Consider the following 19,753-nt stretch of genomic DNA (forward strand, 5'->3'; position numbering starts at 1 on the left):
CGTCGAAGCACCGTCCCGGATTGCGCTTCGCTCCATCCGGGCTACGAGAATCGACTTCAATCCACCGCCTTCACCACATCCGGCGGCTGCGAGGCGTAATACGCCGCGGCCTGCTCGATCTCCTGCGGCGTCATTGCGCGGGCGATGTTGCGCATCTGCTGGCTGATGTCGTTGCGCCGTTCACCGGAGGCGAAGGCGTGGAGCTGCGCCTTCATGTAGGCCTCGGACTGTCCCTCCAGCCACGGGCTGCCGGTCTTGTTGTCGAGGCTGCCATGGCAGGAGCCGCAGGGCGCGATCCCGCGCATCGGCGCGCCGTAGATGACGATGTTGGGTTTCGGCAGTTGTGGCGCCGGGTGATAGGCCGGAAGCCGCGGCAGATAGGCGTAATAATTGGAGAGATCGGCGATCTCCTGGTCTGTCAGGTTGACCGCAAACGGCGACATCACGGCATTGGTGCGCGCACCCGAGCGGAAATCGTGCAGCTCCTTGTAGATCACGGCCGCATACTGGCCGGCGAGATTGGGCGAGTCCGCGCGGCTGACGCCGGTCGGGCCGTGACAGATCGCGCAGCGCTGCGCCAGCGTCGCGCCGCGGCCGATCGCCTCCTGGCTCGGACGTGACAACGTGTTCGAGGTCAGCACGACCCCGGACAGGCGTTTTGCCTGTTCGGGCGCCGTGACGCCGGCCGCACGCTGCGGTACACCGGCGGCACTGCAGATCGCGTCCCAGACATTGGCGAACTGAACCCAGGGCTGCGCGAACGGCAGCACGATGAAGCCGGCAATCGCGGTGACGACGAGGATCGCGGCGGTGATGCCGACGCCAGTCCTGAAATGGCTGTTGCGGAAGGTGAAGAGGTCGCGCGTGCTCATCACTGCGCCCCCACATAGACGGCCGGCACCGAGGTGCCCGAACTCAGCGCCAGATTCAGGATTGGATAGCCGTAATTGGTCAGCGTGAGGCCGATCATCAGCGCCACCCACAGCGCATGGGTGTTGAGCGCGACCGGCACGGTTGTCGGCTGGTGCACGGCCAGCGCGAAGCGATAGGGCCCGGCGTCGGCCTGCGGCGCGCGCATGCCGCGCGCGAGGATGACGATGAACATGATGCCCGACGCCAGCAGGATGAAGCCGCCGATCGCCGAGAGGGTGACGGAGAGCGCCTGCGGCGCGATCGCGGGATCGCCGAAGTCGAAATAGGCCATGCGGCGCGGCATGCCCAAAATGCCGACCCAGTGCCACGGGAAGGTCGTCACGATCATGCCGATGAACCACAGCCAGAGCTGGGTGCGGATCAGGCGGAGATCGATCAGCTCCCGGCCGGTCAGATGCGGCCACAGATCATAGGCAATCGCAAAATACATGATGACGATGGCGCCGCCGAAGATCAGGTGGAAATGGCCGGTGATCCACTGCGTGTTGTGGATCGAGGCATCGAGCTGATAGCTCATGTTGATGAGGCCGCCGGCGCCGCCGAAGCCGAGCATGACGAAGGAGAACGCCAGCGCCAGCATCATCGGATTGTCCCAGGGCAGGGCCCCGATCCAGCCGAACATGCCGCGGCCGCCGCGCAGCCGCGCCGCGATCTCGACCGAGGCGCAGATCGTGAACACGGTCAGCAGCGTCGGCAGCGCGACCAGCGCGGTGAAGGCCGAATGGATGAACTTGAAGCCGGCGCCGACTTGCGGATCGGCGAAGGTGTGGTGCATGCCGATCGGCATCGACACCACCAGGAACAGGATGAAGGAGATCCGCGCCATCGAGTCGGAATAGACGCGGCCGCCGATCGCACGCGGCACGATGGTGTAATAGGCGATGTAGGTCGGCATCAGCCAGAAATAGACGATGGCGTGCAGCGTCCAGGAGAAGAAGACGCGGGCGAGGCCGGCATCGATGGTGGCCTTGAGGCCTGCCGCAACCGGAATGATCTGCAGCAGCAGCTCGAGCGCGGCGCCGACCGCGGTCCAGGCCCAGAGGTAGGAGCCCGCGACATTGGCGAACATGGCGAGTGGCACTGGCGCGCCGGGATTGGCCTTGCGCCAGACGCGCAGATTGACCGACATCAGCGCGACCCAGATCCAGGAGCCGACCACGACCAGGACGACGCCGAGATAATAGAAGACGTTGCCGATCAGCGGCGGATAGAAGGTGTAGAGCACCGAGGCGCGGCCGAGCGCGATCGGGATCACCGCCATGACGCTGCCGGCCACGATCAACCAGAATCCGGCCCAGGCCCAGCGCACACCGACCAGGCGCTGCTGCAGCGCGGACTCGCTGATGGCGTAGCCGAAGGCCATCGCCACCAGGGTCGGGAAGACGTAGCCCATCACCGTGCCGTGGGCGGTCAGCGAGCGGTAATAGAGCTCGGGGTTGGAGAGCCACGTGCCGATCGGGCTGCGGATGAACATCTGCCAGGCGCCGAGCGTGAGCGCGATGCCGAATACGGCGAAGGCCAGCCAGAAATGGGCGAGGATGAGCTTCCTATTGACCAACACAGCTCAGCCTCCCGCCACCCTTCGCGCGATCGGCGAATTCGGTCTTGTCGATCACCTTGACCTTGCCCCACATGCCCTCATGGCCAAAGCTGCAGAACTCCTGGCAGGGCATCAGATAGTCGCCGGTCTTCGCGAAGCGCATCAGCTGCTCGGAGATGTAGCCCGGCACCAGCATGGTGTTGACGTTGGTGCCCTGAATGAGGATGCCGTGGACGACGTCGGCGCTGGTGGCCCGCAGCGTGATCGGCGTATCCGCGGGCACCACGATGCAGGCCGGCGTGAAGGAATATTGCTGGCCGATCGCGCGCACGGTGACATTGCCGTTGGCCTGCAGCACGCTGCCGAGATTGCTCTCGACGAATTCGCCGGACAGATGCAGGCGCGAGGGATCGGTGATCTCGACGCGCGGCTGCGGCATGGTCGCGCGATGGATGCCGGCGAATGCCGCCAGCAGCGCCATCATCACGATGATGATCACGGCGATGGTGGCCCAGCGCCGCTCGACGCGGGCGGCGACCTCGGCGCTGTCGTGATGAGTTTCCTCTGCGCTCATTGCAGCGATCCGCGGGGCAGGAAGACGAACAGATAGAAGGCGAGCCACATCGCGACCACGCAGGCGGTGGCGATGCCGGCGAGTACGATCGCGCCGGACGGGCCTTGCGCGACGACCTCCTCGACGGCCTGGTCGGCGCTCGCGGGGCTGGTCGGCGGGTCGGAGTTGATCATGTGATTCTCAGTTCAGCGGTGCGGAGCGCAGCTCGTTGGCCTCGCGCGCCGAGACCGGCGTGCCGCGATTGCCCCAGGCGGTGCGGATGTAGGAGACGACGGCGGCGATCTCGTTGTCGGACAACAGGCCCGCGAACGGCGGCATGCCGTAGGGCATCGGGTTGCCCTTGGTGCCCGGCGGATAGCCGCCATTGAGCACCATGCGGATCGGATTGACCGCGGACTGCATCTCGATCGACTGGTTGTTGGCGAGCGGCGGCCAGTGCGGCGGCTTGCCTTCACCCTGCGTGCCGTGACAGCTCGCGCATTGCTTGTCGTAGACGGTCTTGCCGAGGCTGATCAGCAGGCTGCTTTCGGTGGTCGGCAGCGTCGAGCTTGCCGGCGGCGGAGGCGAGGGCTCCGCAATGCCCTTGAGGTACACCGCCATCGCGCGGGTGTCCTCGTCATTGAGATATTGCAGGCTGTTGTGCACGACCTCGGCCATCGGGCCGTAGACCACGCCGCGCATGGAGACGCCGGTCTGGAGCAGGTCGGTGATGTCCTTGATGCTCCAGTCGCCGAGGCCGGCCTCGCGATTGGACGTCAGCGAGGGCGCGTACCAGTTCTGCATCGGGATCAGGCCGCCCTTGAAGGCATCCGATTGCGAGGTGCCGCCGAGCGCATTGATCGGCGAATGGCACATGCCGCAATGGCCGAGGCCCTCGACGAGATAGGCGCCGCGATTCCATTCCGCCGATTTCTTCGGATCGGGCTTGAACTCGCCTTCGCTGAAGAACAGCGTGCGCCATCCCAGAATGAGCTGCCGGTTGTCGTAGGGAAAGCGCAGTTCGTGCGGCTTGTTCTTCTGGCTCACCGGCGCGATCGAGCGCAAATAGGCGAAGATCGCGTCGCTGTCGGCGCGCGTCACCTTGGTGTAGGACGCGAACGGCATGGCCGGATAGATCAACCCGCCGTCCGGGAAACGGCCGCTGTGCATGGTCTTGTAGAAGTCGTCGGCGCTCCATTTGCCGATCCCGGTATCCGGGTCCGGCGTGATGTTGGAGGTGTAGAGTGTGCCGAACGGTGTCGGCATGGCGCGGCCGCCGGCGAACAGGCGGCCTTCCGGCGCGGTGTGGCACGCCGTGCAATCGCCGGCACGGGCGAGATATTCACCGCGGGCGATGATGTCGCTGCTCTTGTCCTGCGCCTGCGCGGCCGTGGTGAGCGCGGCGAGGGCCAGGAGCTTGATCGGTAACAGTGCGGTCGACAGTTTCGAGCCCATCATCCGCCTCGTCAGTTGGGCTGGCTACCGCAGCCGAAAGGCAGCGCGTAGGTGCCTTTCGGCACGGGGGCCGGGTTCGTGGGCGCCGGTCGTGTCGCGAGCCAGGCCGCGACCGCGGTGACGTCCGCCTCGGTCAGATGGCCTGCGACTTGCTGCATGCAGTCTGGCGATTTCGCCGTGCGGGTGCCGTAGCGCCAGGCGCCGAGCTGGGCGCTGATGTAATTGGCGCGCAGGCCGAGCAGGCCGGGGATGCCGGGTTGCATGCCGGCGAGTCCCGGGCCATGGCAGCTCACGCAGGCCGGAATGTTGCGGCTGGCATCGCCGCTGGTGGCGAGCAGCTCGCCCAGCGCCAGCACGTCCTTGCTGACCTCGCTCGGCGCCGGCTGCGGCAGCGGCGGATGTTCGCCAGCGAAATATTCCGCCATTGCCTCCAGATACGGATCGGGCAGAAACTCCAGCAGATAGTTCATGGGCGGATATTTGCGGCGGCCGCTGCGGAAGGCGAGCAGCTGATTGTAGAGATAGCCGGCGGGCTTGCCGGCTAGCCTCGGGAAATAGACGTCGCTGGTGCCTTCGCCCTTGTTGCCGTGACAGGGCGTGCAAGCCTCGACCCGCGCCGCCATCGTGTCCGGAGGCTGGTTGGCCGTTTGTGCGGCCGCACCATCAATGGTGGCCAAGGTAATAGTTACGGCGACTGAAGCCGCGGCGCGAGCGAACAATTTCGTCGCCCTCCAAATGCTGGTCCGGTTGATTCCGGCTCACAACGTAGAGCGGCATTATTGCGCCAATATTTTCTCGCGCAAGATCGGAGACGCGTGATGACGTTTGGTCGCGCCGTCTGCATTCGCGATTCCGATCGAATTGGACAAACTTGCGTGCTTTTTTCGAAAACTGAGCATAACACTGCGGTCTCGCGACAGTTCCTGCCCGAGTCCTGCATTGGTCATGTCGCCCTCAGATGTCAGAGGGCGCAGGGAAGACCGGGTGCCGGCTGGCACCCGCGGTCCACTGTGCGAATCCTGCGTGACAAGAAGCTGCACAGCGGCATACAGGTGTAGCCAGGACAACCCGGCCTTCCCTGCGCAGTGGTTTGACGGCTTATGCCGAGCTCTCCCCGGGGAGCGATGCACTATTGCCCCCGTCGCCTTGCAGATGACTGACGTGCGCACCCGGTCGGGCACCACACATCACCGCAAGACTTGACGCACAGACCCCGGGCGTCAGGACGACACGGTTTTGCCGTACGCAGATCACACCGGTCGTGTGCGCGATAGGCTGTTGCTCACGGTTGCCCGCCCTGCAATGCCTCTCGCGCCGATGTGACGAACGTCCACCGCAGCTCACCCCACGTTTCGTGACGATCGCGATACGCCCCTCTGACCGGGGTGAGGTGGCGAGACAATGCGACAAAGCCGAAATTCTGTAAAGGCGAATCTTTTCGCCAGCGCGCCTTGCCCTACGGCTAGCGTGTTTTGCCCGTCGGGCAACGCAAGACATTGTAGGCCGTAGGGCGGATTAGCCGAAGGCGTAATCCGCCATTCTGGTCCCGCGACGAGAGACGCGGCGGATTACGCTTCGCTAATCCGCCCTACGGGACCGTGTTCCCTTCGGGATCAATTCGCGCCGCAGTGAGTTTGCAACGGATTGTCCGGGTTGGAGCCGCCATGACCATCAATTTCGACACGTTGAAAGCCTCGCTCGTCCTGTATGGCTTGAACGCGATTTACGCGATCCTTCTGCTCGCGATCGGCTGGTACCTGTCGGGCGCCATGCAGCGGTTCGTCACGCGCCTGTTGAGCGTCACGCATCGCGTCGACCCGCTCGTGACTTTGTTCGTGGGCAGCCTTGCACGTTACGGCGTGCTGGCGGTGGTCGGCATCGCCGTGCTTCAGCTGTTCGGCATTCAGACCGCGAGCCTCGTTGCCGTGCTGGGCGCGACATCGCTCGCCATTGGTCTGGCACTTCAGGGCACGCTCTCCAATCTCGCCGCCGGCGTGATGCTGCTGTTGTTCCGGCCGTTTCACATCGGTAACGACGTCGAGGTCGCCGGCAAGGCGGGCAAGGTAAAGTCGCTGTCGCTGTTCATGACCGAGCTGGTCGCGCCCGACAACACGCAGATCCTGTTGCCTAACGGGCAGGTGTGGGGCGCGGCCATCATCAACCGCAGCGCCTATCCCGGCACGGGCGAGGTCAAGGTTGCGTTTCCGGTCAGGGCCGGATCGGCCAACGCGCTGGCAGACCAGATCCTGAAACAGCTGCGCGACGATCCCCGCATCGCCAAGGGTGTCGCACCGTCGGTCAATGTGTCGAAGGTGATCGCCGCCGATCCCGCGGCGCCCGTCGTGGAATTGACGGTCAGCGCAAGGGTGAATCCGTCAGATGCCGATGCGGTCAGGCAGCGGGTGCTCGACCATGCGAGCGCGCTGCTGGCGGCGGCATAGCCGCCTCAGCCGAGGCGAGTTGGAACGAAACTAATTCCAAGCTGAGCGCTGTTTGCTCCAGCGCAACCAGATCCCGACCGCGCGCGGCGAGGTTCGCGCGTGATCGCGACGGCGTACCACATCGCCGCGTGGAAAGTGGGGGCTGGACTTGGGAAGCAAGATGAAGAATCCGTCGTTGGGGCGAGGGCGCTCGCGGCGCGCATGTAGAACGAAGGGTGCGGTGCTGCTGTCCTGGACTGCGTCCGGCTTGCTGCTGCCGGCCCTCGCCGGGGAGGCTTGCCTGGCGCAATCGGCGGCGCCAGGCGCGTCGGTCCAGCTCGATCCTGTCGTGGTGGAGGCGCCGAAGAGCGCGGCGAAGCCCCCGGCGGCATCTCGCGAGCGGGTCGCGGCGCGGCGCGGCGCCGCCAAGCCGCAATCTCGCAGCGGTGACAATTCCGGCGACGAGGTTACGGGGCATGCTGCCCCGGCTGCATCGGTGCAGGAGCGCTTCGAAGCGCTCGCAGGCGGCGTCGCGCTGGTCCGGCGCGAGGATCTCTCACCCACGGGCAATCCGACCGTGTCACGTGCCCTCAGCGGTGTTCCCGGTGTCGTGGTGCAGAATTTTTTCGGCGGCAACGACCAGCCGCGCATCCAGATCCGCGGCTCCGGCCTGCAGCAGAATCCGGTCGAGCGCGGGCTGCTGGTGCTGCAGAACGGCTTGCCCATCAATCGCGCCGACGGCTCCTACATCGTCGGCTTCGCCAATCCGCAGCAGGCTGAGGCCATCGAGGTCTATCGCGGCTACATGGCCAACCGCCTCGGCGCCACCGTGCTCGGCGGCGCGCTGAACTTCGTGTCGCCGACGGGATCGTCCTCGCCGGGCACGCAGGCCGCAATCAGCGGCGGCAGCTTCGGCCAGATCAATGCCAGCGCGCAGACCGGCGGCAGGAAAGACAATGTGGACGCGCTGGTGCAGGCCGATTTCAGCCGTCGTGACGGCTTTCGCGACTACAACAGCTCCGAGCGCAGCAGTTTCAATGCCAATGTCGGCGCCGTGCTGTCCGAGAATGTCAGCACGCGCTTCTTCATCGGCTACACCGATCTCGGCTTCGATGTGGCGGGACCGCTGACCAAGAGCGCGATGCAGGCCAATCCGCGGCAGGTGTTTGCCGGGCCGACCTTCATCCCGCCGTCGACCTCGATCAATCCGGGGCCCAACGTGGTGCGCGACAGGCCGCGCCGGGAGGCCGAGCAGTTCGTGGCGGGATCGCGAACCACTGCGACGTTCGACGCGCATCTGTTCGACGTGGCGCTCGGCTATACCCACACCGACGACATGTTCCGCTTTCCGATCTCCTCAGGCGTCCGCGCCACGCGGGGTGACGATGCGACCGGCGTGTTCCGCTACGCCTACAAGCCCGACAGCGCGGCGGCGTTGCCGCTCGTGGAAACGACCGCGCAATATTCGGTGGGATCGGCGGATCGGGAGAATTTCATCAACCAGGCCGGGCAGACCGGCGCCAAGTTCGGCGAGAGTCGGCTCGATGCGACGACGCTGGCGCTGCATAGCGGCCTCAATCTACCGATCTGGGACCGGATCACCGTGTCGCCGGCGATCGCCTATGGCCACGCCACGCGCGACAATGACGACGTCTACCGGAGTGCGACGCGGCCGACGATCGCCTACAATCCGGCAAATCCGACCATGCTGCTGCCGAATGGCGCAGTGCCAACGCAGAGCTCGAGCTATGCGCGCAGCTATTCGGCGTGGAGCCCCAGCCTCGGCGTGACCTTCCGGCCCGTGCCCGGCCAGACCGTCTTTGCCGCGGTCAGCCGCAGCTTCGAGCCACCGTCACATGACGATTTGCTCGCGACGATCAACGGGACGCCGAACAGCAGCCCGGGGCGGCCGACGCCGGGCAATCCGGGGCTCGTCGCAGCTGCGTTCGCGACGCCCAATCTGAAGGCCCAGACCGCCACCACCGTTGAGGGCGGCTGGCGCGGCCGCGCCGGCATCCTGTCGTGGGACGCGGTCAGCTACTATTCCTGGGTCGACAACGAACTGCTCAGCCTGCGCGACTCCACCGGCGCGTTGATGGCAGCGTTCAATGCCGACCGCACCACGCATCTCGGCGTCGAGATCGGCCTCGGTGTCAGGATCGCGCAGCGGCTGACCGGCCGCGTCGCCTACACCTACCAGGACTTCCGCTTCGACAACGATCCGCTGCGCGGCAACAACCGGCTGGCCGGCGCGCCGCCGCATCTCGTCAACGCGGTCCTGCAATATCAGGCGACCGACGCCTGGAAGCTCGAAGGCGTGGTGCGCTGGAGCCCGGGCCACATGCCGGTCGACAACATGAACACGTTGTTTGCCGATCCGTTCGTGGTCGCCGATCTGCGTACCGAATACCGGATCAGCGAGCGCTTCTCGGTGTTCGGCGAGATCACCAATCTGTTCGACGCGACCTATGCCGCATCGACCCTGATCGTCGATCAGGCGCGACCGGACCAGGCCGCGTTCATCCCCGGCGACGGACGCGGCTATTACGGCGGCATCCGGGCGCGGTTCTAACTTGCAAAGGAGACTCCCATGATTGCAGGCCACACGATGCCACCGGTCGACCTGCCCGGAGGCGATCTCGACGTGGCGAAGATGCCGGGTCACTGGCTGCTGGCCCGGCTCGGCAAGCGCGTGCTGCGTCCCGGCGGTCTTGGCCTGACGCGCGCGCTGCTGCACGGGCTGGTGATCGGCGCGGAAGACGATGTCGTCGAGTTTGCGCCTGGGCTCGGCGTCACCGCGCGCCTGATCCTGGCGCGAGGCCCGCGAACCTATGTCGGCGTCGAGCGCGATGCGCAGGCGGCGGCGTGGACGAGGCAGCAGCTGCCGGCGAGGCGGAATGTCTCGGTCATCGTCGGCACGGCCGATCGGACGACCTTGCCGGCCGGTTCGGCGTCGGTCGTGATCGGCGAGGCGATGCTGAGCATGCAGACCCAGGAGCAGAAGCGCCGCATCGCGGCGGAAGCGTTCCGGCTGCTTCGCCCCGGCGGACGTTACGGCATCCACGAGCTCACCGTGACGCCGGACAATATGCCGTTCGGCCAAAGGCAGGAGATCGACCGCGCGCTCTCCGGCGCTATCCATGTCGGCGCGCGTCCGTTGTCCGGCGACGGATGGAGAGGGCTGCTGGAGAGCGTCGGCTTTCAGATCGAGGCGGTCGAATTCGCGCCGATGCATCTGTTGCGGCCGCGGCGCCTGGTGCAGGACGAGGGCCTCGTCGGCGCCTTCCGGCTCGCCAGGAATCTTCTGCTGGATCGTGCGGCGCGGCGCCGGGTGCTGGCGATGCGGCGGGTGTTCGAGCAGCATCGCGCCAATCTGGCTGCGATCCGCGTGATTGCCCGCAAGCCGTGAGCGGGGTGCTCAGCCCCGCGGCGACCGCGGCGTCCGTCGTTTGGCCACATGCCGGCGCGGCGAGCGCGTCACACGCGGGCGCAGGCGGCTTGCAGCGGGACGGCGCGGCTTGGCCTGGGGCTGCGGGCCGCGGGCCAGATCCATCAGCATGCGCAGCGCCTCGACCACCGAGCGGGCGCGCACCGCGGTGCGGCCGATCGCGCCGAAGCGGTGCTCGCGGTGGATGATGCGCCCGTCGCGCGCTGCGACGGCGAAATGCACGAGACCGACCGGCTTGCCGGGCGTCGCACCGCCGGGGCCGGCAATGCCGGTGATGGCGACGGCGAGATCGACGCCGGCACGCTCCAGCGCGCCGACCGCCATCGCGGTCGCGGTCTCCTTGCTGACGGCACCGAAGTTCGTGAGCGTGCCGGCTTCGACGCCGAGCATCGCGCGCTTGGCGTCGTTGGAATAGGTGACGAAGCCTCGATCGATCACGTCGGAAGAGCCGGGGATGTCGGTCAGCGCGCCGGCGACGAGGCCGCCGGTGCAGGATTCAGCCGTCGCGATCGTCAGCTTGCGCATCCGGCACAGGTCGAGCAGCGAGCGGGAGAGGGCGCGTGCGTCGCTGCCGCCCATGACCTAGGCGCTCCAGGGAAGACGGATGGTGGCGCTCGCGGTCGCCGCGATGCCTTCCTCGCGGCCGGTGAAGCCGAGCCGCTCGCTGGTGGTCGCCTTCACCGCGACGCGCGAGACGTCGACGCCGGAAATCTCGGCGATGCGCGCACGCATGGTGTCGCGCAGCGGGCCGATCTTCGGCCGCTCGCAGATCATGGTGACCTCGAGATTTGCAACGCGGCCGCCGCGCTGGGTGACGCGCTCGATGGCGTATTTCAGGAACTGGTCGGAGGAGGCGCCCTTCCACTTGGCATCGCTCGGCGGAAAGTGCGAACCGATGTCGCCGTCGGCGAGCGCGCCGAGGATGGCATCGACCAGCGCATGCAGGCCGACGTCGCCGTCGGAATGAGCGAGAAAACCCTTGGTGTGCGGCACGCGCACGCCGCAGAGCATGAGATGGTCGCCCTCACCGAAGGCGTGCACGTCGTAGCCCGTGCCGGTCCTGATATCGCCGAGCTGGGCAGCCAGGCGCGCTTCCTCGCGCACGAAATCCTCGGGAGTGGTGAGCTTCATATTGGCAACATCGCCTTCAAAGGTTGCAACCGTCAATCCCGCCCATTCGGCAATCGCGGCATCGTCGGTGAAATCGCTGCGGCCGTCCTTCGCGGCGCGACGATGCGCTTCGAGGATGACGTCGAAACGAAAGGATTGCGGCGTCTGCGCGATTCGCAGCCGCGCACGGTCCGGCGTGCCCTCGACATTGCCGCCATCGCCGGTCAGCTTGATGGTGTCGGTGACGGGAACGGCGGGGATGGCAGCGCCGGTGCGGCTCGCCGCCTCGATCGCGCGCGAGATCAATCCTTCCGAGACGAAGGGGCGGGCGGCGTCGTGGATCAGCACGATGTCGGGCGCGTGCTTGACCAGCGCCTCGAGGCCGGCAAGCACCGAGGCCTGCCGGGTCGCACCGCCATTGGTCGGCGGCTCGTGCTCGAGCCCGGCGACCGCGGCCGTGAAGATGGCGCTGTCATCAGGGTTCACCACCGGCTGCACCGCAAACACGTCGGCGTGGCGGCTGAAGGCTTCCATGGCGCGGTAGATCACGGGCACGCCGCCGATCTCGCGATATTGCTTCGGCCCGCCGGCGCCCGCACGCAGTCCACGCCCGGCTGCCACGAGGACGACTGCGGTGCGTTGTGATTTCGCCATAGGACTCGAATACTCAGTTGGTGATGGAGAGTCGGGGAGTGGGGTGATTGCCGCATGCCTCTAGCACGGCAGGCCCGCAAAAAAAGGGGGTTTCCCCGGATTGTTGGAAACAGCAATTTGCTGCACTGCACTTGAAAGATTTGTAGAATTGTCTAAACTGTAGGCATGACGCTTGACTGCACAAGAATTGTGCGCAAGATAGGTCATGGCAGGCGCGATGAGGCCCTGCCCAGTCAACGAGAACCCCGTGACCGGTTCGGCAGTATCCGGCTCTAAGCCGTTGAAAATAGGCGATATTGATGTCGCCACCCCGGTCTTCCTGGCACCGATGTCGGGGGTGACTGACTCGCCCGTCCGCCGGTTGGCCGCCGAGCTTGGCGCCGGTCTCGTCGTGTCCGAAATGACTGCCAGCGATGAGCTCGCGAGCGGCCACCGGATGTCCCGGTTGCGCTGCGAAGCCACCGGCATCGGCCCGCACGTGGTCCAGCTCGCCGGCTGCGAGGCGCATTGGATGGCGGAGGGCGCCCGGATCGCCGAAGCCGAAGGCGCCGATATCATCGACATCAACATGGGCTGTCCGGCCCGCCACGTCACCGGCGGTCAGTCCGGCTCGGCCTTGATGCGCGACCTCGACCATGCCGTCAGCCTGATCGATGCGACCATCGCGGCGGTGAAGGTGCCGGTGACGTTGAAGATGCGGCTCGGCTGGGACGACCGCAGCCGCAACGCGCCGGAACTGGCGCGGCGCGCGGAAGCCGCCGGCGTCAAGCTCGTCACGGTGCATGGCCGCACCCGCAGCCAGTTCTACAAGGGCGAGGCCGATTGGGATGCGATCCGCGCCGTGCGCGAGGCCACCTGCCTTCCGCTCGTCGTCAACGGCGACATCACTTCCTACGAGAAAGCGCTCGCGGCGCTCGAAGCCTCCGGCGCCGACGCCGTGATGATCGGCCGCGGCGCGCAGGGCCAGCCCTGGCTGCCCGGTCAGATCGGCCGCCGCCTGCAGGGCGGGGCTGAGGAGGCTGGGCCCTCGCTGGAAACGCAGCTGCATTATGTCCGCACGCTCTATGAGGGCGTCTGCGCGCTCTACGGTCTGCGCATCGGCCTCCGGCATGCCCGCAAGCATCTGGGCTGGGCGCTCGATGTCGCAGCCGAGGTAAGCCGCGCGCCGGCCGAAAAGCTGAAATCCTGGCGCCAGAAGATCCTCACCGCGGAAGATCCGCGTCTCGTCCACCAGTCGCTGCAGGATGCCTTCGACGACTTCGGATGGAGCGCTGCTGCATGAGCTCCGCCGCTGAACATCGCCGGCCGTCCGACAGCGACGCGATCCTGGATGCCTTGCCCAATCCCGTGCTCATGATCGGGCCGGACGGCAAGATCGTCGCCGCCAATATCGCGACCGAGGCCTTCTTCGACATCTCGACGCAGTTCCTGAAGCGGCAGTCGCTGAAAGAGCTGGTGCCGTTCGGCAGCCCCTTGCTGGCGCTGATCGACCAGGTGCGCTCGTCGAATTCGCCGGTCAACGAATACAAGGTCGATCTGGGCACGCCGCGCATGGGCGGCGACCGCCAGGTCGATTTGCATGTCGCGCCGCTGACCGAGCGGCCCGGCCATATCGTGGTGATGCTGCAGGAGCGCTCCATCGCCGACAAGATGGACCGCCAGCTCACCCATCGCAGCGCGGCGCGCTCGGTGATCGCGCTGGCCGCGATGCTGGCGCACGAGATCAAGAATCCGCTCTCCGGCATCCGCGGCGCGGCGCAGCTTCTCGAGCAGCAGGCCTCGTCCGAGGACCGCATGCTGACGCGCCTGATCTGCGACGAGGCCGACCGCATCGTGACGCTGGTCGATCGCATGGAGGTGTTCGGCGACGAGCGCCCCGTATTGCGCGGCCCCGTCAACATCCATTCGGTGCTCGACCACGTCAAGCGGCTGGCGCAGTCCGGCTTTGCCCGCAACATCCGCTTCATCGAGGATTACGATCCCTCGCTGCCGCCGGTGCTGGCGAACCAGGACCAGTTGATCCAGGTGTTCCTCAATCTCGTGAAGAACGCCGCAGAAGCCCTGATCGACATCCCCGACGCCGAGATCCAGCTCACCACTGCGTTCCGCCCCGGCGTGCGCCTGTCAGTCCCCGGTCAAAAATCCCGGGTATCCTTGCCGCTCGAATTCTGCGTGAAGGACAACGGACCAGGCGTGCCGGACGATCTTCTGCCCAACCTGTTCGATCCCTTCGTGACCACCAAGCAGACCGGCTCGGGCCTGGGCCTTGCGCTGGTCGCCAAGATCGTCGGCGATCACGGGGGCATCATCGAATGCGAATCTCAGCCGCGCAAGACCACCTTCCGCGTGCTGATGCCGATGTATTCCACATCGGTGAAACATGCCGATCAAAGCAGTCGCGCCGACTCTGCCGGGAAGCCGTCGCCTGCGTCACAGGGGGCGAAATGAGGATTAACGATGCCCGCAGGTAGCATTCTCGTAGCAGATGACGATACCGCCATCCGCACCGTTCTCAATCAGGCACTGTCCCGCGCCGGCTACGAAGTGCGGCTGACCGGCAATGCCGCAACGCTGTGGCGCTGGGTCAGCCAGGGGGAGGGCGATCTCGTCATCACCGACGTGGTGATGCCGGACGAAAACGCCTTCGACCTCTTGCCGCGGATCAAGAAGATGCGGCCGAATCTGCCCGTCATCGTCATGAGCGCGCAGAACACCTTCATGACGGCGATCCGCGCCTCCGAGCGCGGGGCGTACGAATATCTGCCGAAGCCGTTCGACCTGAAGGAGCTGATTGCCATCGTCGGCCGCGCGCTGGCCGAGCCGAAGGAGCGGGTCTCGACCCCGGACGAGGACGCCGAGATGGAGGCGATCCCGCTGGTCGGCCGTTCGCCGGCGATGCAGGAAATCTACCGCGTGCTGGCGCGGCTGATGCAGACCGATCTCACCGTGATGATCACGGGCGAGTCCGGCACCGGCAAGGAACTGGTGGCGCGCGCGCTGCACGATTACGGCAAGCGCCGCAACGGCCCGTTCGTCGCGGTCAACATGGCGGCGATCCCGCGCGACCTCATCGAATCCGAACTGTTCGGCCATGAGCGCGGCGCCTTCACCGGCGCCAACACCCGCGCCTCCGGCCGGTTCGAGCAGGCCGAGGGCGGCACGCTGTTTCTCGACGAAATCGGCGACATGCCGATGGAGGCGCAGACGCGATTGCTGCGCGTGCTGCAGCAGGGCGAATACACCACCGTCGGCGGCCGCACCCCGATCAAGACCGACGTGCGTATCGTCGCGGCCTCCAACAAGGATCTGCGCGTCCTGATCCAGCAGGGCCTGTTCCGGGAAGATTTGTTCTTCCGCCTCAACGTCGTGCCGCTGCGGCTGCCGCCGCTCCGCGAGCGCATCGAGGATTTGCCCGATCTCATCCGTCACTTCTTCGCGCTGGCCGAGAAGGACGGCCTGCCGCCGAAGAAGCTCGACGTGCTGGCGCTGGAGCGGCTGAAGCAGCACCGCTGGCCCGGCAACGTCCGCGAGCTGGAAAACCTCGCCCGGCGCCTCGCCGCGCTCTATCCGCAGGACGTGATCACGGCTTCCGTCATCGATGGCGAGCTCGCGCCGCCCTCGGTCAGCCCGGGCGCCGCGGTCCAGCAGGGCGTCGACAATCTCGGCGGCGCAGTGGAGGCCTATCTGTCCTCGCACTTCCAGGGCTTTCCCAACGGCGTGCCGCCGCCCGGCCTCTATCACCGCATCCTCAAGGAGATCGAGGTGCCGCTGCTCACGGCCGCGCTCGCCGCCACCCGCGGCAACCAGATCCGCGCCGCCGACCTGCTCGGCCTCAACCGCAACACGCTGCGCAAGAAGATCCGGGATCTCGACATCCAGGTCTATCGGAGCGGGGGCTAGTTCCCTCGCGACAAACGCTAAACGCGTTTACGCGGACGGTGGCTCAGCTCCCCCTACCAAAGCGGAGCTGAGCCTGTCCGGATCGCGCTGGCCGTTTTGGCTGACGCGGTGAGCAGAAGTCGGAATGGGGCCGAAATGTTCCGCGGTCACACATGTTCCGCGGTCACACAAGGGTGAGGCATTCAGTCGCCCGCGACCGCGATCCATCACCTGAACAGTCGCTCGGTCGACGGCATCAGGCGCGCTACGTCTGTCGTCGGCTCCTGCAGACCGGGACCGTTGACCAGCAGATCGGACGCCACGATCAGCAGCAGAACGGCAGAAACCATTATCGCGAGGAAGAACCTATCCATGCCATGTCAAGCCGGAATGGCCGGAAACAGTTCCCCCGTCTGACATTATCGATCTACCTCTAGAAGGTTCCAAGATCTGGCGTCCCGCTATGCCGGAAACCGCTGACCGTTGACCTATGTCAACGTCGCCGGTGACATCTCTCCTTGAGTGGCCTCGCACACAACGAGGTCAGATTGCGATGGAAAATCTGAAGCCGCCTGCCGGTCCCATGTCGGAGTTAGTCGCCTCCGCCGTGGAGTATCTGGTCGATGCCGGACAGCGGAGCGTGTTGTTTCTGGATATCATGCGCCAGCGCGGCGACCAATATCGCGAGCACCTCGCGCAGACCGCGCCCCATGTGCTGCAATATGCCGCCGAGTTGATCACGGACGGCCGCAAACTCGACGAGCCTGTCAACTACGCGCTCGTACGCATCATCCCGCCCAAGAATGTCGCGATCGACATGAGGCGGCGGCCGTTCGTCGTCGTCGATCCGCGCGCCGGCCATGGTCCCGGCATCGGCGGCTTCAAGGCGGACAGCGAAATCGGTGTCGCGATGAAGGCGGGACATCCCTGCTACTTCATCGGGTTTCTGCCCGAACCCATGCCCGGCCAGACGATCGAGCGCATTGCGCGAGCCGAAGCGAAGTTTCTTGAAACTGTCATCAGCCGTCACCCCGACGCCGACGGCAAGCCTTGCGTCATCGGCAATTGTCAGGCCGGCTGGGCGATCATGATCCTGGCGTCGCTACGGCCGGAGCTGTTCGGACCGCTGATCATCGCAGGCGCGCCGCTCGCTTATTGGGCGGGCGTGCATGGCAAATATCCGATGCGCTATTCCGGCGGCCTCTTGGGCGGAAGCTGGCTGACGGCGCTGACGAGCGATCTCGGTGCCGGCAAGTTCGACGGCGCCTGGCTGGTGCAGAATTTCGAGAACCAGAACCCCTCGAACACACTCTGGACCAAGCAATACAACGTCTATTCCAAAGTCGACACCGAGGCCGAGCGCTATCTCGACTTCGAACGCTGGTGGGGCGGGCACGTCAATCTCAACGCCGAGGAGATCCAGTTCATCGTCGATGAGCTGTTCATCGGCAACAACCTCGCCGCCGGCCGGATCGAAATGTCGGACGGGGAGAAGGTCGACCTGCGCAATATCCGCTCGCCGATCGTGGTGTTCTGCTCCAAGGGCGACAACGTCACCCCGCCGCAGCAGGCGCTGGACTGGATTCTCGACTGCTACGCCGACGTCAATGAGATCAGGGCATATGGCCAGACCATCGTTTACACCATCCACGAAAGCATCGGTCATCTCGGGATCTTCGTGTCCGGAGGCGTCGCCAAGAAAGAGCATTCCGAGTTCTCCAGCAACATCGATCTGATCGACGTGCTCCCGCCCGGGCTCTACGAGGCGACGTTCGAGGCGAGGGGCAGCGAGACGCTCAACGCCGACCTTGCAACGGGACAATGGGTAATGCGTTGCGAGGCCCGTACGCTCGACGACATCCGGGCCATGGGCGGCAATTCCCCCGAGGATGAGCGGCGGTTCGCCACCGCCAAGCGCATCTCGGAGCTCAATCTTGCAGCCTATCAGAAATTCGTGCAGCCCTGGATCAAGAAGATGGTGACGCCACAGGCGGCCAACTGGGCGCGCGAGATGCATCCGCTACGCATGCAATATGAGGCTTTCAGCAGTCAGAATCCATGGATGTCCGTGGTGAAGGCGGCGGCCGATCGCGCCGAAGAGAAGCGCAGGCCGGTGTCGCAAGACAATCCGTTCCTGGCCTTCCAGGAGCATGTGTCGAAGCAGATTGTGCATGCGCTCGACAGCTGGCGCGATGCCCAGGAGGCGCTGAGCGAGACCGTCTTCCTCAACGTCTATGGCTCACCTGCGCTCCAGGCCGCTGTCGGCATCGACCCCAACGCCGAGTCAACGCGGCGCCGTGAGATGTCGGACGAGCATCGCGCCATGCTCGAAAGCAGGATTGCGGAGTTGAGGGCGAAGATTGGTGACGGTGGCCTGCGGGAGGCTGCTATCCGCGCGCTGCTCTATGTCGGCTCCGCGCGCGGCATGGTGGACGAGCGCAGCATCGAGGCGCTGCGCCAGGTCAGGCGCGACCATGCCGGCTCCCGGATGACCCTGTCCGCATTCAAGATGCTGGTACGCGAGCAGTTCTTCATGCTGCTGCTCGACCGCGAGGGCGCCTTGGCGGCCATTCCAAGGTTGTTGCCCGAGGACATGAACCAGCGGCGCGCGGCCTTCGAGGCGATGTGCGAGGTGCTCTCGGCAAGCGCGGACATCACCGGCGAGCGCGCCAATCGCCTGAGGCGAGTCGCCGAGTTATTTGGCCTGGACGGAGAGGGCGAGATGACGTCGAACGTCGCGCCATTCGATCCCCAGGCAAGAGCGTCGTAGCGTGGTTGACGAAAGCGGGAGTGACCTGATGTCGACCGATATGACGCACGAAACCGGCGGCAAGTACGACCGGCTGATCGCGGCGGCGAGGGCTGCGCCCCCGACACCGACCGTCGTCGTGCACCCCTGCGACGAGACTTCGCTGCGCGGGGCGATCGACAGCGCCAGCGCGGGGATCATTCGACCGATCCTGGTCGGGCCGGAAGGGAAGATCAGAGACACCGCCGCGAGGTTCGATCTGGACGTATCAAGCTTCGAGATCGTGGATGCCGCCCATAGTGACGACGCCGCGGCCAAGGGCGTCGAGCTCATCCATGCCGCCAGAGGTGAGCTGTTGATGAAGGGCAGCCTTCACACCGACGAGTTGATGCGCGCGGTCACGGCAAAGACCGGCGGCCTGCGCACGGATCGGCGCATCAGCCATGTCTTCGTCATGGATGTCCCGGCCTATGCCGAGACGATTTTCGTCACCGACGCCGCGATCAACATCTTTCCCGATCTCGATGCCAAGCGCGACATCATCCAGAACGCGATCGATCTCTACAATCACGCCGGGTTTGGCCAAACGCCGCGCGTGGCGATCTTGTCGGCGGTCGAGACCGTGACGTCCAAAATTCCCTCGACCATCGAAGCCGCCGCCCTCTGCAAGATGGCCGATCGCGGCCAGATCAGCGGCGGCGTGCTCGACGGCCCCCTGGCGTTCGACAACGCCATCGACCCGGAAGCGGCCCGCATCAAGGGCATCGAGTCCGAGGTCGCCGGCCGCGCACAGATCCTGGTCGTTCCAGATCTGGAGTCCGGCAACATGCTGGCCAAGAATCTCGCCTATTTCGCCAAGGCGGATGGTGCCGGCATTGTTCTTGGCGCGCGGGTACCCGTCGTCCTGACGTCGCGCGCCGATACGCCGCGTGCGCGCATGGCCTCCTGTGCGGTGGCGGCGCTCTACGCGCGCGCCCGGCGCCAGAAGGCGCCGTCAGTGGCCGCGTGATCG

The 19,753-nt window shown here is 65.8% G+C and carries 17 protein-coding genes; 8 read left to right on the forward strand and 9 right to left on the reverse strand.

What is annotated here, in order from left to right; all coding sequences use genetic code 11:
- Nucleotides 1–56: 56 nt before the first annotated feature.
- The 6 genes from GGD65_RS01665 to GGD65_RS01690 are packed head-to-tail and all read right to left on the reverse strand — an operon-like array spanning nt 57 to nt 5,200.
- The gene (locus GGD65_RS01665; protein ID WP_183234245.1) at nt 57–872 is read right to left on the reverse strand and encodes a c-type cytochrome; all 816 of its coding nucleotides are present in this window, start codon (nt 870–872) and stop codon (nt 57–59) included.
- Nucleotides 872–2,494, reverse strand: a complete 1,623-nt coding sequence (locus GGD65_RS01670) for a b(o/a)3-type cytochrome-c oxidase subunit 1 (protein WP_183234246.1) — start codon at nt 2,492–2,494, stop codon at nt 872–874. The genes GGD65_RS01665 and GGD65_RS01670 overlap by 1 nt, the downstream gene beginning before the upstream one ends.
- Nucleotides 2,481–3,047: a cytochrome C oxidase subunit II gene (locus tag GGD65_RS01675; protein ID WP_183234247.1), complete on the reverse strand. Its 567-nt coding sequence runs from the start codon at nt 3,045–3,047 to the stop codon at nt 2,481–2,483. The genes GGD65_RS01670 and GGD65_RS01675 overlap by 14 nt, the downstream gene beginning before the upstream one ends.
- Nucleotides 3,044–3,220 (reverse strand): hypothetical protein, encoded by a 177-nt coding sequence (locus tag GGD65_RS01680; protein ID WP_018320427.1) that lies wholly within the window; start codon nt 3,218–3,220, stop codon nt 3,044–3,046. Before GGD65_RS01680 ends, GGD65_RS01675 begins: the two co-directional genes overlap by 4 nt.
- A 7-nt stretch (nt 3,221–3,227) precedes the next feature.
- Nucleotides 3,228–4,484, reverse strand: coding sequence for a cytochrome c (locus GGD65_RS01685; RefSeq protein ID WP_409333929.1), 1,257 nt, complete (start codon nt 4,482–4,484; stop codon nt 3,228–3,230).
- Between the two features lie 8 nt (nt 4,485–4,492).
- The gene (locus tag GGD65_RS01690; RefSeq protein ID WP_179730492.1) at nt 4,493–5,200 is read right to left on the reverse strand and encodes a c-type cytochrome; all 708 of its coding nucleotides are present in this window, start codon (nt 5,198–5,200) and stop codon (nt 4,493–4,495) included.
- A gap of 945 nt (nt 5,201–6,145) precedes the next feature.
- Between GGD65_RS01690 and GGD65_RS01695 the strand changes: the two genes are divergently transcribed.
- The 3 genes from GGD65_RS01695 (at nt 6,146) to GGD65_RS01705 (ending at nt 10,310) form a co-directional block, all read left to right on the forward strand.
- Nucleotides 6,146–6,922: a mechanosensitive ion channel family protein gene (locus tag GGD65_RS01695; protein ID WP_104463736.1), complete on the forward strand. Its 777-nt coding sequence runs from the start codon at nt 6,146–6,148 to the stop codon at nt 6,920–6,922.
- A 160-nt stretch (nt 6,923–7,082) separates the two neighbouring features.
- Nucleotides 7,083–9,473: a TonB-dependent receptor gene (locus tag GGD65_RS01700; protein ID WP_183234248.1), complete on the forward strand. Its 2,391-nt coding sequence runs from the start codon at nt 7,083–7,085 to the stop codon at nt 9,471–9,473.
- Between the two features lie 18 nt (nt 9,474–9,491).
- On the forward strand, nt 9,492–10,310 hold the full coding sequence (locus GGD65_RS01705) for a class I SAM-dependent methyltransferase (RefSeq protein ID WP_246783179.1): 819 nt from the start codon (nt 9,492–9,494) through the stop codon (nt 10,308–10,310).
- Nucleotides 10,311–10,319: 9 nt separating this feature from the next.
- Here GGD65_RS01705 and GGD65_RS01710 read toward each other — a convergent pair whose 3' ends face one another.
- Together GGD65_RS01710 and GGD65_RS01715 are read right to left on the reverse strand one after the other, a co-directional pair.
- Nucleotides 10,320–10,928, reverse strand: coding sequence for a CinA family protein (locus GGD65_RS01710; RefSeq protein ID WP_018320432.1), 609 nt, complete (start codon nt 10,926–10,928; stop codon nt 10,320–10,322).
- A gap of 3 nt (nt 10,929–10,931) precedes the next feature.
- Nucleotides 10,932–12,113 (reverse strand): bifunctional 2-C-methyl-D-erythritol 4-phosphate cytidylyltransferase/2-C-methyl-D-erythritol 2,4-cyclodiphosphate synthase, encoded by a 1,182-nt coding sequence (locus tag GGD65_RS01715; protein ID WP_183234249.1) that lies wholly within the window; start codon nt 12,111–12,113, stop codon nt 10,932–10,934.
- A gap of 280 nt (nt 12,114–12,393) precedes the next feature.
- Between GGD65_RS01715 and dusB the strand changes: the two genes are divergently transcribed.
- The 3 genes from dusB to ntrC are packed head-to-tail and all read left to right on the forward strand — an operon-like array spanning nt 12,394 to nt 16,013.
- Nucleotides 12,394–13,395 carry a tRNA dihydrouridine synthase DusB gene (gene dusB, locus GGD65_RS01720; RefSeq protein WP_183234918.1) on the forward strand — a complete coding sequence of 334 codons (1,002 nt, stop codon included), beginning with the start codon at nt 12,394–12,396 and terminating at the stop codon, nt 13,393–13,395.
- Nucleotides 13,392–14,561 carry a nitrogen regulation protein NR(II) gene (locus GGD65_RS01725; RefSeq protein ID WP_092258633.1) on the forward strand — a complete coding sequence of 390 codons (1,170 nt, stop codon included), beginning with the start codon at nt 13,392–13,394 and terminating at the stop codon, nt 14,559–14,561. Before dusB ends, GGD65_RS01725 begins: the two co-directional genes overlap by 4 nt.
- Nucleotides 14,562–14,570: 9 nt before the next feature.
- A complete protein-coding gene (gene ntrC, locus GGD65_RS01730) occupies nt 14,571–16,013 on the forward strand; it encodes a nitrogen regulation protein NR(I) (protein ID WP_028144677.1) in 1,443 nt (480 codons plus the stop codon).
- Nucleotides 16,014–16,219: 206 nt separating this feature from the next.
- Here ntrC and GGD65_RS39935 read toward each other — a convergent pair whose 3' ends face one another.
- Nucleotides 16,220–16,366 (reverse strand): hypothetical protein, encoded by a 147-nt coding sequence (locus tag GGD65_RS39935; protein WP_177237179.1) that lies wholly within the window; start codon nt 16,364–16,366, stop codon nt 16,220–16,222.
- A 179-nt stretch (nt 16,367–16,545) separates the two neighbouring features.
- Here GGD65_RS39935 and GGD65_RS01735 point away from each other — a divergent pair, with 179 nt between their 5' ends.
- Together GGD65_RS01735 and GGD65_RS01740 are read left to right on the forward strand one after the other, a co-directional pair.
- Nucleotides 16,546–18,762 carry a DUF3141 domain-containing protein gene (locus GGD65_RS01735; RefSeq protein ID WP_183234250.1) on the forward strand — a complete coding sequence of 739 codons (2,217 nt, stop codon included), beginning with the start codon at nt 16,546–16,548 and terminating at the stop codon, nt 18,760–18,762.
- Between the two features lie 28 nt (nt 18,763–18,790).
- Nucleotides 18,791–19,750, forward strand: a complete 960-nt coding sequence (locus GGD65_RS01740; protein ID WP_018320438.1) for a phosphate acetyltransferase — start codon at nt 18,791–18,793, stop codon at nt 19,748–19,750.
- Nucleotides 19,751–19,753 lie beyond the last annotated feature (3 nt).

The sequence above is a fragment of the Bradyrhizobium sp. CIR18 genome (assembly GCF_014198295.1).
Classification (GTDB): Bacteria; Pseudomonadota; Alphaproteobacteria; order Rhizobiales; family Xanthobacteraceae; genus Bradyrhizobium.

Excerpts from the sequence above, each read along its gene's own strand:
- GGD65_RS01710 (WP_018320432.1), bottom strand. The coding sequence starts at position 10,928 with ATGGGCGGCAGCGACGCACGCGCCCTCTCCCGCTCGCTGCTCGACCTG.
- GGD65_RS01685 (WP_409333929.1), bottom strand. The coding sequence starts at position 4,484 with ATGATGGGCTCGAAACTGTCGACCGCACTGTTACCGATCAAGCTCCTG.
- GGD65_RS01700 (WP_183234248.1), top strand. The coding sequence starts at position 7,083 with ATGAAGAATCCGTCGTTGGGGCGAGGGCGCTCGCGGCGCGCATGTAGA.
- GGD65_RS01665 (WP_183234245.1), bottom strand. The coding sequence starts at position 872 with ATGAGCACGCGCGACCTCTTCACCTTCCGCAACAGCCATTTCAGGACT.
- GGD65_RS01725 (WP_092258633.1), top strand. The coding sequence starts at position 13,392 with ATGAGCTCCGCCGCTGAACATCGCCGGCCGTCCGACAGCGACGCGATC.
- GGD65_RS01695 (WP_104463736.1), top strand. The coding sequence starts at position 6,146 with ATGACCATCAATTTCGACACGTTGAAAGCCTCGCTCGTCCTGTATGGC.
- GGD65_RS39935 (WP_177237179.1), bottom strand. The coding sequence starts at position 16,366 with ATGGATAGGTTCTTCCTCGCGATAATGGTTTCTGCCGTTCTGCTGCTG.
- GGD65_RS01740 (WP_018320438.1), top strand. The coding sequence starts at position 18,791 with ATGTCGACCGATATGACGCACGAAACCGGCGGCAAGTACGACCGGCTG.
- GGD65_RS01675 (WP_183234247.1), bottom strand. The coding sequence starts at position 3,047 with ATGAGCGCAGAGGAAACTCATCACGACAGCGCCGAGGTCGCCGCCCGC.
- ntrC (WP_028144677.1), top strand. The coding sequence starts at position 14,571 with ATGCCCGCAGGTAGCATTCTCGTAGCAGATGACGATACCGCCATCCGC.
- GGD65_RS01735 (WP_183234250.1), top strand. The coding sequence starts at position 16,546 with ATGGAAAATCTGAAGCCGCCTGCCGGTCCCATGTCGGAGTTAGTCGCC.
- GGD65_RS01680 (WP_018320427.1), bottom strand. The coding sequence starts at position 3,220 with ATGATCAACTCCGACCCGCCGACCAGCCCCGCGAGCGCCGACCAGGCC.
- GGD65_RS01715 (WP_183234249.1), bottom strand. The coding sequence starts at position 12,113 with ATGGCGAAATCACAACGCACCGCAGTCGTCCTCGTGGCAGCCGGGCGT.
- GGD65_RS01705 (WP_246783179.1), top strand. The coding sequence starts at position 9,492 with ATGATTGCAGGCCACACGATGCCACCGGTCGACCTGCCCGGAGGCGAT.